The organism is Planococcus sp. CPCC 101016 (assembly GCF_007859295.1).
In the GTDB taxonomy this organism is placed as follows: domain Bacteria; phylum Bacillota; class Bacilli; order Bacillales_A; family Planococcaceae; genus Planococcus.
In genome coordinates, this window is sequence record NZ_VOHB01000002.1 from 2,445,852 (window position 1) to 2,458,476 (window position 12,625).

15 protein-coding genes and 1 riboswitch are annotated in these 12,625 nt (G+C 44.0%); of the genes, 3 read left to right on the forward strand and 12 right to left on the reverse strand.

Annotation, left to right across the window (positions count from 1 at the left end; translation table 11 throughout):
• Positions 1–75: 75 nt before the first annotated feature.
• A riboswitch (PreQ1 riboswitch) is annotated at positions 76–119 on the forward strand.
• Positions 120–125: 6 nt separating this feature from the next.
• From queC to queE, 3 genes are read left to right on the forward strand one after another with little or no spacing between them, the layout of a single operon-like run.
• Complete coding sequence (gene queC / locus FQV26_RS11665; protein ID WP_146557638.1) at positions 126–791, forward strand: 7-cyano-7-deazaguanine synthase QueC; 666 nt, start codon at positions 126–128, stop codon at positions 789–791.
• Entirely contained in the window at positions 788–1,213 is a 426-nt protein-coding gene (queD, locus tag FQV26_RS11670; protein ID WP_146557639.1) for a 6-carboxytetrahydropterin synthase QueD, read from the forward strand. Before queC ends, queD begins: the two co-directional genes overlap by 4 nt.
• Positions 1,210–1,917, forward strand: a complete 708-nt coding sequence (gene queE, locus FQV26_RS11675; RefSeq protein WP_146557640.1) for a 7-carboxy-7-deazaguanine synthase QueE — start codon at positions 1,210–1,212, stop codon at positions 1,915–1,917. Before queD ends, queE begins: the two co-directional genes overlap by 4 nt.
• 73 nt (positions 1,918–1,990) lie before the next feature.
• Here the strand turns inward: queE and FQV26_RS11680 are convergent, their stop codons facing one another.
• The 12 genes from FQV26_RS11680 to mbcS form a co-directional block, all read right to left on the reverse strand.
• A complete protein-coding gene (locus tag FQV26_RS11680; protein ID WP_146557641.1) occupies positions 1,991–2,332 on the reverse strand; it encodes a zinc ribbon domain-containing protein YjdM in 342 nt (113 codons plus the stop codon).
• Between the two features lie 94 nt (positions 2,333–2,426).
• Positions 2,427–2,846, reverse strand: coding sequence for a universal stress protein (locus FQV26_RS11685; protein ID WP_146557642.1), 420 nt, complete (start codon positions 2,844–2,846; stop codon positions 2,427–2,429).
• Between the two features lie 143 nt (positions 2,847–2,989).
• Entirely contained in the window at positions 2,990–4,375 is a 1,386-nt protein-coding gene (gene nhaC / locus FQV26_RS11690) for a Na+/H+ antiporter NhaC (protein ID WP_146557643.1), read from the reverse strand.
• A 415-nt stretch (positions 4,376–4,790) separates the two neighbouring features.
• Positions 4,791–5,312, reverse strand: coding sequence for an RDD family protein (locus FQV26_RS11695; RefSeq protein ID WP_146557644.1), 522 nt, complete (start codon positions 5,310–5,312; stop codon positions 4,791–4,793).
• A gap of 34 nt (positions 5,313–5,346) precedes the next feature.
• A complete protein-coding gene (locus tag FQV26_RS11700) occupies positions 5,347–6,213 on the reverse strand; it encodes a pentapeptide repeat-containing protein (protein WP_146557645.1) in 867 nt (288 codons plus the stop codon).
• 160 nt (positions 6,214–6,373) lie between these two features.
• Positions 6,374–6,559, reverse strand: coding sequence for a hypothetical protein (locus FQV26_RS11705; protein ID WP_146557646.1), 186 nt, complete (start codon positions 6,557–6,559; stop codon positions 6,374–6,376).
• A 76-nt stretch (positions 6,560–6,635) separates the two neighbouring features.
• Entirely contained in the window at positions 6,636–7,559 is a 924-nt protein-coding gene (locus tag FQV26_RS11710) for a class I SAM-dependent methyltransferase (RefSeq protein WP_146557647.1), read from the reverse strand.
• Between the two features lie 52 nt (positions 7,560–7,611).
• Complete coding sequence (gene tpx / locus FQV26_RS11715; protein ID WP_146557648.1) at positions 7,612–8,118, reverse strand: thiol peroxidase; 507 nt, start codon at positions 8,116–8,118, stop codon at positions 7,612–7,614.
• Positions 8,119–8,153: 35 nt separating this feature from the next.
• The gene (locus FQV26_RS11720) at positions 8,154–8,732 is read right to left on the reverse strand and encodes an RDD family protein (RefSeq protein ID WP_146557649.1); all 579 of its coding nucleotides are present in this window, start codon (positions 8,730–8,732) and stop codon (positions 8,154–8,156) included.
• 12 nt (positions 8,733–8,744) lie between these two features.
• Positions 8,745–9,758, reverse strand: a complete 1,014-nt coding sequence (gene sppA / locus FQV26_RS11725; protein WP_146557650.1) for a signal peptide peptidase SppA — start codon at positions 9,756–9,758, stop codon at positions 8,745–8,747.
• 76 nt (positions 9,759–9,834) lie between these two features.
• A complete protein-coding gene (gene rarD, locus FQV26_RS11730) occupies positions 9,835–10,752 on the reverse strand; it encodes an EamA family transporter RarD (RefSeq protein ID WP_146557651.1) in 918 nt (305 codons plus the stop codon).
• Positions 10,753–10,976: 224 nt separating this feature from the next.
• Positions 10,977–12,551: an acyl-CoA synthetase MbcS gene (gene mbcS / locus FQV26_RS11735; protein WP_146557652.1), complete on the reverse strand. Its 1,575-nt coding sequence runs from the start codon at positions 12,549–12,551 to the stop codon at positions 10,977–10,979.
• Positions 12,552–12,625 lie beyond the last annotated feature (74 nt).

Consider the following 12,625-nt stretch of genomic DNA (forward strand, 5'->3'; position numbering starts at 1 on the left):
ATGTTGCTCAAATTTATAATGAATGTGATCAAGTACTGCTGTTTTCACACAATGTGTTATTATTAATCCTGTTCGTTAAAAGAGGTTCGCAAACTCCCTCTCTAAAAAACTAAGGAGTGTTACAGATGAAAAACGAAAAAGCGGTCGTCGTATTCAGCGGCGGCCAGGACAGCACCACTTGCCTTTTTTGGGCAATCAAGAACTTTAAGGAAGTTGCAACAGTGACTTTTGATTACGGGCAGCGCCATTCGGCTGAAATCGAATGCGCCCGAAAAATCGCGGATGAACTTGGCGTTTCTTTTAAAGTACTGGATATGACGCTCATCAACCAATTATCCGCAAATGCGTTAACACGGGATGATATTGAAGTGACGGCAGAAGAAGGTGCTCTGCCTTCCACTTTTGTGCCAGGCAGAAACCATCTGTTTCTATCCTTTGCAGCAGTCTATGCTGATGCCATCGGGTCACGCCATTTGATTACCGGCGTTAGCCAAACTGATTTCAGCGGATACCCTGATTGCCGCGATACTTTTATCCGCTCACTGAACGTTACATTAAACTTGGCGATGGACAAGCAGTTTATTATCCATACCCCTTTAATGTGGCTGGATAAAGCCGATGTCTGGGAACTTTCTGATACATTGGGCGCCTTGGATTTCGTACAGGAAAAAACCTTGACTTGCTATAACGGAATACCAAGCACTGGTTGCGGCGAATGCCCCGCCTGCCTCTTACGCAATGAAGGTCTCGCACGCTATAAGGCGAAAAAACTGGCGGGTGCTGTAGAATGATGCAGCAATTTTATCCAACGGTCGCTCATGACTTCCAATTTGAACTAAATAAGGATCTGCATTTCTCCGCCGCGCATTTTATTCCAAGCGAAGATGCAGGCAAATGCCAGGTGATGCACGGCCATACGTACCATCTCAATATCACCATCGGCGGCAATGAACTCGATGCGACGGGTTTCCTAATTGACTTTAAATTGTTAAAAGATCTAATTCATAAAAAATATGACCATAGCGTCTTGAACGATCATCCTGAATTCGCTGATAAATTCCCAACTACTGAGCTTTTGGCTCAGCAGGTTTGGCTATCGATTCAGAACGTCTTGAGCACAAGAAGCAACCGGCCCCACTGCCTGCAGGTCATTGTCCGCGAAACACCGACGAGCTATGTTGTATACCGCCCGCGCAAGGAGGACGTGTTATGAGAATTCCTGTAATGGAAATCTTCGGTCCGACCATTCAAGGCGAAGGCATGGTTATGGGCCAAAAAACCATGTTCGTCCGCACCGCTGGATGCGATTATTCCTGTTCATGGTGCGATTCCAAATTCACTTGGGACGGCACTGGCAAGAGCATCTCCAAGCAGCCAGCAGACATAGTTGAGGAATTGCTTCAAATCGGCGGCAAGGCTTTCTCACATGTCACTATCTCAGGCGGCAACCCTGCCCTCCATAAAGGCATCGGCGAACTGGTTGATTTGTGTCATCAACAAGGCTGGAAAGTCGCTGTTGAAACGCAGGCTTCCATTTGGCAAGACTGGCTTGTGGAAATTGATGACATCACCTTATCGCCAAAACCGCCAAGCTCTGGCATGAAGACGGATTTTGCCAAGCTCGATTTGTATATTGAGAATCTGAAAAATGCCAATGTCAGCCTCAAAGTCGTTGTTTTTGACCGGAATGATTTTGCCTACGCCGAAATGCTTCATCAGCGCTACCCAAATGTTCCGTTTTTTTTGCAGACCGGCAATGAAGACACGGCCACAACAGATGACTCACAGCTGGTTGCCGATTTACTGCAAAGGTACGAGCAATTAATCGATTATCATGTGCAATCTCCAATCATGAACGATGCCAAGGTATTGCCGCAATTGCATACTTTGGTATGGGGCAATAAACGCGGCGTTTGATCTATCAACCCGTTCCTAAAAAATTCAAACCCCCTCCAAACTTTTTTATCAGTTTGGAGGGGGTCTTTTCTGGTTAAGCTTTTTTAACGAATTGAGATTTCAGTTTCATTGGACCAAATCCGTCGATTTTACAATCAATGTCATGGTCGCCTTCCACTAATCGAATGCTTTTCACTTTCGTCCCAATCTTTAATATTGATGAACTGCCTTTCACTTTCAAGTCCTTGATAATTGTCACTGCATCTCCATCTTTTAGCGTTGTACCGTTTGCATCTTTGATGAATATTTCAGTCTCAGCATTCGCAGTTTCGGCAAGCGGGTTCCATTCATGCGCACATTCTGGACATACTAGCAAGTTGCCGTCTTCATAGGTATATTCTGAACTGCACTCAGGGCAATTCGGCCATTTTTCCATTCACTATTTCCTCCAGCCACTATTTTGGAAATCCGATTATTATATAGAGTATTTTATTTATCCACAATCAGAATCGCTTGATGACCTGTCTTTTTTATTTTACGACCAGAACGGGACAGCGCACCTGATTGACCACTTTATGGCTGACACTGCCCAATACCATCTCAGATATTGGGTTTAATCCTCTGCTGCCGATCACCACCAGATCGAAATCTCCATCATTGGCCATTTCAATGATGACCGGTGCTGGACGGCCATGCATAACCTCAGTCTTGTAGTAGACATTCTCACGTTCCAAGGTTTCTCTGACAGGTTGGATTTTTTTCTTTCGCGCCAATTCGAATTCCATGGAACCCCCATCGTGGACTTCTTCGTTGCTATCCTCATTGAAATCGGAAACGTAAAGCATGGTCACTTCCGCCTCTTTTATCAAGGCTGCGAGTTTTGCAGCCTGTTTGCCAGCCCGTATGGAATTCTCCGAACCGTCTACGGCTAATAAAATCGAACGAAACATTTTATCCACTCCTTCGACTGTTTTTTTCCGAGGCTTGGCGGCACTGACATCCATTGAATATAGTATTCGACTTTCCTTTAAAATCTCCTCTATACAAGTTGAGAAACAGGCGAAGACAAAATCACCTATTTCTCACTAAAATATTATTTTTCTTGCTTATAAGTCAAGGTTTTACCGGTAAATCCGAATAGCACAGTCAATATCGGCGACAACAGGCAAAAGAATGCGAATGGCAGATAATCTAGTGTCGAAACGCCGATAACACCAGTAATAAAAATTCCACAAACACTCCAAGGAACGAGTGGATTGACGACTGTACCAGCATCTTCCATGACACGGCTCAAGTTTTTGCCGGCAAGTCCTACTTTATCGAAAGGCTCTTTAAACGCTTGTCCCGTCAGCAAGATTGACAAGTATTGCTCGCCAATCAGAATGTTAATGCCAATTGCCGTCAAAGCAGAGGCAGCAATAACAGACGAAACCTTTTTCAGCAAACTCTCCACTGTTGACAACAGGCGTTGCACAATTCCCAATGTGAATAATAGACCTCCCATACTGAGTGCCAATAGCACCAATGCAACAGTGAACATCATGCTCTCCATTCCTCCGCGAGATAACAGGGAATCGATTTCAGAAATGCCAGTCGATGAAACATAACCGCTGAACAGGACCGAGAAAATCTCAGAAGCTGTAGAACTTTGATGAAAAAAAGAAACAAGGATTGCCGTCATCGTGCTTATGGCCAAAGCCATCAAGGCCGGTATTTTTATAAAAGTCAGCAAGATCAGGACAATCAGCGGAATGATGGCATACCAATGGATCATACCAGTAGCAGACAAACCTTCCTTGAATACCGCTACATCTTGGACAGTCGTGCCAGCAGTCTCTGGAGACAATAAGCCAAACAAAATTAATGTAATCGCAAATGCCGGGATAGTCGTCCACCCCATATTGCGGATATGCTCGAACAAATCCACGCCGACAATGGTCGAAGACAAATTTGTGGTATCCGACAGCGGTGACATTTTGTCACCAAAAAAGGCACCTGACACAATCGCTCCGGCCGTTATGGCCAACGAAAGGTCCATCGCTGTTGCCATGCCGATAAAGGCAACGCCGATCGTTGCGACAGTTGTCAAAGAACTGCCGATGGACAAACCGATCAATGACGTAACAATAAACACGATAGCATAGAAAAATGTCATAGAAATTAACGTGAAGCCAGTAAAAATAAGTGTCGGAATCGTGCCGCTGATCATCCAGCTGCTGATCAGCATGCCGATGAAGAAAAACAGGAAGACTGCGCTCATTCCTGCTCCCGCTCCTTCCACCAGCCCTTTCTCCAAAGTCCGGTAAGAGACTTTCTTCAGTAAACCATAGCCGAACAGCAACAGAATCGACAGCAGAATCGGAATGTGCGGAACCGACTCAAACTTGATGATGCTGACGCTGATCAACACTAAGATAATAGCAGTTAACAAAATAGCTTCTGAAAACCTGGGGGTGATGACTGATTTGATGTTGTGCATAGTGAACTCTCCTTTTCTATAAAAAAAGAGAAAACCTGTCATCCCAATAAAGGGACGAAGGTTTCCTCCGCGTTACCACCCAATTTGATATTTTGACTGAACAAAATATCCACTTCTTTACAAACCGATCCTAACTGATGGTGTATTTCAACCAATATGCCGCCTGGATTCCCACCTGCCATCCAGTCTCTAGCTGCTGCGCACAAATTGCCTACTAAATCATCGATCGAGTAATATATAAAATAAATAAAATACTATTGGTTGAACACATTCTTTATCCTACTTTTAATCTGCTTTGAACATTCTTAAAAGAATTTTTTTGCTCGTAACGATTTCTTCAGCCCGCCCTATACAGCTGTTCTTAAAAGTATATTGAAATAGATTCTACCAGTTCTCCACTGCAAGTCAATACTTTTTAGAGAAAATTTGATTTTATTACATATGTTTTCGTTAAGCGGTCATAAACAGACTGCTTGCTCTTTGTAAAAATGGCCATAGAGATGTAAAAAAAGATCAATAAATAAACCGATCCCCCAACTAAATAATCCACCAGCAATATCTCTTCAGTCCCTAAATAAATCATGCGATAAGCCATAAAATGAGACAACTCCCACGGCAAAAATTTCAAGACTGTCCGGAAAACCGCACGAACAGCAGAAATCGAACGATTGTTTTCATCAACCACACGGATAGCTGTTCTCCGCTTCCCAAAGGACTGCTTTCCTATTCTTGAATCTGCAAAAATGAAATACAATGAAATCGGCAAAGTTAACAGGAAAAAACCAGCCAGTTGTGCTGTAAGCTGGGAAACTTGAAACCACCCCTGGATTGATGGCATCAGAAAAATAGAAAAAATCAGAAGTACCATCATATATCCGAAAATCAACAGGTAATCAAAGGCAAAAGCTTTTAACCGAAGCCAAAATCCTGCATACATCAGAGCCCTCCTCCTATATCACTGTCCATCATCTTTACAATAACCCTACAGCTCGCCAATGAGCGGGTTTCGCCAATACTCCCGGCAATTTCGTTCGACAGTCTCCTTGTGCTGAATTCAATTGCATTTGCGTCAGAAAAATACTGCCTCTTAAATCGGCTCCCGTTAAATCTGTATTCCGCAAGTCTGCACCGATAAAATCCGAATTCCGCAAGTCTGCATTTTTGAAATCTGTTTCGATCAGATAAGCCCCTCTAAATAGGGAACCTTTCATATCTCTTCCTCGAAACTTTTTCCCTATCAAATCCTGCCCTTGAAAATTCGGTCCTTTTTTTCGATCCTGATTTTTATTGAAACGCCCTGACTCGAGCCGGACCTGGTCGCTGACTTGCACCAGCAATTCGTTGATCTGTCTGCGATGTTCAGGCAGATTTACCGACAACAGCACATCAGCCGACGCTAAAGTTAACGTTTCTATAGCCATTCTGCTTTTTCGCAGTGCATGTGCCAGCTGTGCGTCGACACCGCGTTGAATAGCCTGAGTCAAATAAAGCAGCATTTCGTGCAGCTGTTGCATCACCGGCAGAACCTGAAACATCTTAAGTGCTGATTGGGGCTGTTCTTTCCAGCTGATGCCACCGAATGTTTGCTGTGAAACCTTTTGGCCCGCTCCTAAACAATCGAATACTGTACAGCCAGTGTAGCCTGAAAGGTTTAAATTTTTGTGAATGCCGCAGGAAAAATCATTCTTCAAATTTTTGCATGGAATACCGGCCCCCTTGTCGACAGGAAAATCGGAAGAGGCTTCAAAGGCCAATGCAATACAGCACAGGCCAAAACAATTGGAACAATCCGCATGAAAAGCATTTGAGTTATAAGCATCTTCTACATATGAATGCATCTTGTCTACTCCTCCTCCCAATTGTTTGTTTATTCAATTAACTCTATTATACACAGCTTGCCACAAGAAACTTCCCTCGAATTTGCACACAAAAAAGAGGCAGGATATAAAATCCGCTGCCTCTTTTCTAGATACTGCTCAACACATATTTTATGGTTCGTTACGTCCCCATTTTGCGTCGGTTGTTGCTGACTTTTTTCGTTTGCTGGCTTTTCATCTTTTTAGTCGAAGATGAAGCATTGCCTCCAGCCTGTTTGCCTGAAGCCAGGTTTTTCTTGGCTTCCAATTGGCGTTTTACTGCTTCCTGAAGGCTGACTTTTTTTGGCGCTTCGTTTGATTCAGTCATCGCGCATCCCTCTTTTCATCAAAAAATAAGATATTCGGTCGTTCCTATAGCCTTAGTATAGCATAAATCGACCGTTCTATTCTTTGTTTTCTTTAAACCATCCAGTAACTTGCGAAAAGAACTTAGACATGGATTCCGGCTTCGACATATTCGGAACACGTGCCAATAAAACTTCTTTCGGCGCTTTAATGCCTTCCTGTTTTTTCTGCAAGACCAAAATACCTTTTGCATGAGCTGAGTTCTTGAACAGGCTCTCCGGCAACTCCATAACGGATTGGATGTGAGCATATTTTTTCAGAAAACTGTGCAACTGACTCGCATGTTCCGATTCAAACAATGCTTTTGGAACGATGAAAAACAGATAACCGCCATCAGCAGTATGCTTTAATGATTGTTCGATAAACAAATGATGTGCATAGGACATACCTTCATCCGCCTTCAATTCGTAAGTTACAGCTGTTTCTTCATCTGGATAATACCCTACTGGCAAATCCGAAACGACAACGTCCACTGGATCGATCAATAAAGGCTGAAGGGCGTCCTGCAAGTAGAAGGTGATCGGCTGTTCCACTAAATTTCCTGCATTTGAAGCCAGGCGGATCAGCAAGTCATCTAGTTCAACCCCTGCTCCTGTTAATCTTCCATCGAGATAATTCATGACCGTCAGCAGCAAATTACCGGTTCCGACTGCCGGATCTAATATGACTGCTTGTTCTTTTTTGACAAACAATTCCACCAAATACCCGACCAATAACCCCAGGGCGTCCGGAGTCATTTGATGATGGGGCTGAACATGCTCTTTCATCCCTTTCAAGACAGCCAGTTGAAGTGCTTTGCGAATATCTTCCTTGCTCGCTCCTTCTTCCGGTTTGATCAGGCCATCCAGCCAGTTCTCAGTAGTAGTCAACAAGCTTTCCAAATAAGCATTTTCCTGTTCTTTTTGGATCTTTGTTGTGTGGTTGTCAATAAAATAAAAAGTTTTTTCCATTGTAGAATTCATACTTTCGCCGTCCTCAATAAGGAAACCCACTCTCCCGAGTGGGTTTCTAGTATTAGTTTGTCAATTCTTTTACTGCTTTCAATGCTTTTTCGTAATCAGGATGATCTGTTCCTTCAGGAACATATTCTACGTATGCAATTTTGTCGTTTTTATCAATAACGAAAATCGATCGTGCCAGCAAACGCAATTCCTGCATTGTCACCCCGTATGCTTCACCGAAAGACAAATCACGGTGATCTGACAAAGCAGTAATAGCATCCACTTTGTTGATTTCCGTCCAGCGCTTCTGCGCAAACGGTAAATCGGCTGAAATGGTCAACACAGCTACATTGTCGCCCAAAGAAGCAGCTTCATCGCTGAAACGTTTCGTCTGATCTGAACAGACACCGGTATCCAATGAAGGAACCACACTTACCAGTCGAATCAATCCTGCTGTGTCCTGCAGTGTTACCGGTTTTAAATCATTGGCTAAAACCGTAAAGTCAGGAGCCTGATCTCCAATTTTCACTTCTTTATTGGGTAAGGTAACAGGGTTTTTCTTGAATGTAATTTGTACCAATCAAAACGCCTCCCTTTCATTGTATCCCCATCATACTAAAAGGCTTCGGTCTCATGCAACCCAGAACCGTCTGTGCGCTTTTTCTTCACCAGCCGGTTTTTTCTGAAGGATTCTTCGTGGACCACTGTAGTATCCGCAAAGTAATCGTGTAATCCCTGTTTCAATGGCGTAAAGCCGACAATCCAGTAAAGCGGCAAAATGGTCACTGAAATAAACCGCCCAATCCATTCGCGGAACAAGATTGTCGTCCAGGAAAGATGATCAGACTTCAAGGATACGACGCGGATTCCCATAATCATCTTTCCGACAGTTTGCCTGAAGAATTTGGTCATTAACACAAAGTAGCCGTAAAAAACGACAGCCGATAAAATGGCATAAGGTGCATACCAAGGTATACCGCTTGTTTGCAAACCGAGTAATGCAAATACCGGTTTGATTAGAATCGAAGTGAGTCCAGCTACAACGAGAAGGTCAATTAGATACGCCCAAAATCTTACCCAAAATCCAGCAGGCTTTCGCTCGTAGAACAGTACTTCTTCATAACCGGTCTTTTCAGGACGCTGTTCTGCGACTTTCGATTCTGCTGCTGTTTCATTCATTTCATGGTCTGTCATCATGACCCCTCCTTATTTATCACCGTATAGATACATCATACGAGGAGAACTGTATTCCGTAAGCAATTTCGAAATCATCTGTGTCTCGATATCATTGCCGAAGAAAGAACTCACTTTCATCGACAAGAGTGAACCTAAGCCCTCAGAAGCACCGTATTGGAATACTTGCGCATTGCCCAAATCAAAATCGGCTTTTACCTGTTCGATGACATCTTCTTCAAATCCGAAATCATCTGCCAAGTTCGCTTCGACAGCTTGTCGGCCATTCATGACACGTCCATCTGCAACGGCTTTGACTTCTGCTTCAGTCATGTCTCTGCCTTCTTCGATTACATCAACAAAAGACTCATACGAATCATTCAACATGTCTTGAAGAAGCGCACGTTCATCCTCTGTCATTTCACGGGTAGGACTCATAATGTCTTTGTAGGGACCAGATTTAATGGTGACAAAATCCACGCCATAACGTTCTGCAAGCTCCCCGTAATTAACGCTCTGCATGATTACGCCGATTGATCCGGTCAATGTTTCTTCATTAACAAAAATCTTTTCTGCTGGGGCGGCAATATAATAACCGCCTGACGCCGCAGTTGCACCCATTGAAACGTAGAATGGCTTTTCTGTTTCTTCTTGAATTTCCGTGATTTTGTCATAAATTTCAGCTGACTCTACCACTCCGCCGCCTGGTGAATTCACAGTCAGCACGACTGCTTTAACGGACGGATCTTCTTTAACACTTTCCAATTGTTCCATAAAGAATGAATGGTTATAGCCAGTTGTTCCGAACAAAGGGGATGCTTCACCTGTGTCCTGAATAACCCCATCTACATGTAAAACTGCCACTCGATCATCAAAATCTCCGTCTTCAATCACAACTTCCGAGAAATCTGTTTGTGTGCTGTTCATCAATTCATCGATGCCTTCCCCAAATCCACTTTGAAGAAAAGCGAAGGCTGAGTTGATGACCAATGAAATTCCCAATACGGCTGCAGCCACTACTAATGCGATCCATCGTTTCGTATTCATTTATGCAATTCCCTCCTTGGTTTCTACCTCTTACTATACGGGAAACACTGGTAAATGTTTCATTGGAAAAGGAAATTTAAACCGAAATTTTTCGGTTCGCTTTTCGAATTCCCCGAGCCTCGATAAATTTCGAGGAAGTAAACAAAATCAATGCACTCCAAATTAGAGAAAAAGAGATCATATCCACTGCGTCGAAAGCCTCTCCATATACGAATACCCCTAATAACAGCATTAGCGAAGGAGCAATGTATTGCAGGAATCCAACCATGTACAGCGGGATTAACGGAGCACCGATAGCAAACAGCAACAATGGGAGAGCCGTGACTAAACCACTGGCGATCAACAGCACATCCGTTGTGAGTCCAGTGTGCAAAAAGGCCACCCGGTCCATGGACATTAAATAGACATAATAGGCAATGGCGATCGGGAAAACGAATAATGTTTCGATGGCTAATCCCCGCAAGGCATCCAATCGAATGGTTTTTTTAATTAGCCCGTAAAAAGCAAAACTGAAAGCCATCCCAAGAGCAAGCCAAGGCAGAGAACCGAAAGAGAACGTTAAAATCAGAACACCTGTTGCAGCTAAGAGAAAGGCAATTTTTATTGCTGGCGACAATTTCTCCTTGAGGAAGAGGGCGCCTAACAACATGGAAATCAACGGGTTGATGTAATAGCCGAGGCTAGTCTCGACAATCCGATCATGAGAAACTGCATAGACATATAAAAACCAGTTAGCAGAAATCAGGAAGGAAGCCAGCATCAGCAAAAAGAACTTTTTCTTCGAAGCCCAGAGCATTTTCAGGTCAAGCCATAGCTGGCGCCCCCCGTTCAAGAGAAGAATGAAACCAAGCGTGAACAAGAAAGACCAAATAATTCTTCCTGCTAGGATTTCGTCCGCTGGAACATGATCGATCTGTTTCCAGAAAATCGGCATGAAGCCCCATAATGTATACGTTAAAATAATGACCAAAACGCCTTTTTTTGAATCTGTCATCCTGCATCGCGCACCAATCTCTTTATATTTTGTATTTCGAAATAACAGTCTCATTATAGGCTGTCAGCATGCAGAAAGTAAATAAAGAGAAACTCCCATCAATTGAACGTTTCAGACAGGACGGACTGTGAAATGAAGCCATAGAAAAACAGCCGGAATTTGAACTGCACCTTGTTGGCTAGTCAAAACTGACAAACAAGGTGCAGTCTTTTTTCCGGCTGCTCTTATTTCTTGGTGCTTTCCTGTTGGCGCAATTCCACCCGACGTATCTTTCCAGAAGCCGTTTTCGGCAGTTCCGTACGGAAATCAATGGCGCGCGGGTATTTATAAGGCGCAGTCAATTCTTTGACATGAGCCTGCAATTCTTTCACTAAATTGTCTGAAGCGGCATGACCTTCGACCAGCACGACAAAAGCTTTGACAATCGTGCCGCGAATTTCGTCCGGTGCTCCAATGACTGCGCATTCCTGGACAGCCGGATGCTTGACGAGCGCGTCTTCCACTTCGAATGGCCCGATCGTGTAGCCGGAAGAAATAATGATATCATCTCCACGTCCTTCAAACCAGAAATAGCCGTCAGCATCTTTCGAGGCTTTGTCTCCAGTTACGTAATAGTCTCCGCGGAACTGCATCTTAGTGCGCTCAGGATCTTTGAAGTATTCTTTGAACAAAGCAGGGGTCTCTACATGCACTGCAATATCCCCCACTTCACCTACTGAGCATGGCTTACCGAAATCATCGATAATTTCCACGTGGTTGCCAGGCGTCGGTTTTCCCATGGAGCCAATGCGGGATTCCATGCCTTTCATAACCCCGACCAACAATGTATTCTCTGTCTGGCCATAGCCGTCACGGACTTCCAGGTCAAAAAGTGCTTTGAAGACATTGATAACTTCCGCATTAAGCGGTTCTCCCGCTGAAACGGCACTATGCAAAGCCGATAAATCATATTTCGCCAGATCTTTCTGCTTTGCCATCAACCGGTATTCCGTTGGTGTACAGCACAGGACATTGATTTTGCGTTTTTCCAACAATTCCAGGTATACAGTCGGGTCGAACTTGCCGTTATAGACAAATCCTGTAGCTCCACTGCCAAGAGTAGCCAGGAACGGACTCCAAATCCACTTCTGCCAGCCGGGGCTTGCTGTTGCCCAAACCACATCTCCTTCTTTTGCGCCAAGCCAATGTTCCGCTGAAGTGCGCAAGTGCGCGTATGCCCAGCCATGGCTGTGAACGGCTCCTTTCGGATTGCCGGTGGTTCCTGATGTATAAGACAAGAACGCCATATCTTCTTTTTTTGTAGGTGCTGCTATGTATTCTGTGGAAGCGGCTGCCATCTCGTCCGTTAAGGAAATCCAAGTCTGATCGGATTGGCCGATAACAAACTTTATGACATTCTCCATCTCCTTGACGTCCTCGAATTGATCCATGAAGGGCTCATATGCAATCACCGCTTTGGCATCACTGTGGTTCAGTCGGTAAGCTATGTCTTTCGCTCTCAGCATTTCGGAGCTTGGAATAACCGCTAACCCCGCCTTTAAGGCCCCAATATACGCTACATATGCCTCAATCAAACGCGGAACCATCACCAGCACCACGTCGCCTTTGACCAAGCCTGCTGATTCAAAACTATTGGCCGCACGATTTGCCCGCTGCATTAAATCATCGTATGTAAGCTGCTGTTTTTCACCTTTATCGTTTTCCCAGAGAATCGCAAGCTTTCCGTCTCCCTTAGCATATTGCTCAATTTCCTCTACCAGATTATACGACTCCGGCGCTATTAATTCTTCTCGTTTCACGGCGCTTTCCTCCCTGCAGATCATGTTAATGTTATACTCCTATCATTATACAGCAAGATTTTAAGTATTCATAT

Bases quoted from the DNA above. Each gene is read 5' to 3' on its own strand.
- queC (WP_146557638.1), top strand. From the start codon at position 126: ATGAAAAACGAAAAAGCGGTCGTCGTATTCAGCGGCGGCCAGGACAGC.
- queD (WP_146557639.1), top strand. From the start codon at position 788: ATGATGCAGCAATTTTATCCAACGGTCGCTCATGACTTCCAATTTGAA.
- queE (WP_146557640.1), top strand. From the start codon at position 1,210: ATGAGAATTCCTGTAATGGAAATCTTCGGTCCGACCATTCAAGGCGAA.
- FQV26_RS11680 (WP_146557641.1), bottom strand. From the start codon at position 2,332: ATGGAAAAATGGCCGAATTGCCCTGAGTGCAGTTCAGAATATACCTAT.
- FQV26_RS11685 (WP_146557642.1), bottom strand. From the start codon at position 2,846: ATGTTTCGTTCGATTTTATTAGCCGTAGACGGTTCGGAGAATTCCATA.
- nhaC (WP_146557643.1), bottom strand. From the start codon at position 4,375: ATGCACAACATCAAATCAGTCATCACCCCCAGGTTTTCAGAAGCTATT.
- FQV26_RS11695 (WP_146557644.1), bottom strand. From the start codon at position 5,312: ATGTATGCAGGATTTTGGCTTCGGTTAAAAGCTTTTGCCTTTGATTAC.
- FQV26_RS11700 (WP_146557645.1), bottom strand. From the start codon at position 6,213: ATGCATTCATATGTAGAAGATGCTTATAACTCAAATGCTTTTCATGCG.
- FQV26_RS11705 (WP_146557646.1), bottom strand. From the start codon at position 6,559: ATGACTGAATCAAACGAAGCGCCAAAAAAAGTCAGCCTTCAGGAAGCA.
- FQV26_RS11710 (WP_146557647.1), bottom strand. From the start codon at position 7,559: ATGAATTCTACAATGGAAAAAACTTTTTATTTTATTGACAACCACACA.
- FQV26_RS11720 (WP_146557649.1), bottom strand. From the start codon at position 8,732: ATGACAGACCATGAAATGAATGAAACAGCAGCAGAATCGAAAGTCGCA.
- sppA (WP_146557650.1), bottom strand. From the start codon at position 9,758: ATGAATACGAAACGATGGATCGCATTAGTAGTGGCTGCAGCCGTATTG.
- rarD (WP_146557651.1), bottom strand. From the start codon at position 10,752: ATGACAGATTCAAAAAAAGGCGTTTTGGTCATTATTTTAACGTATACA.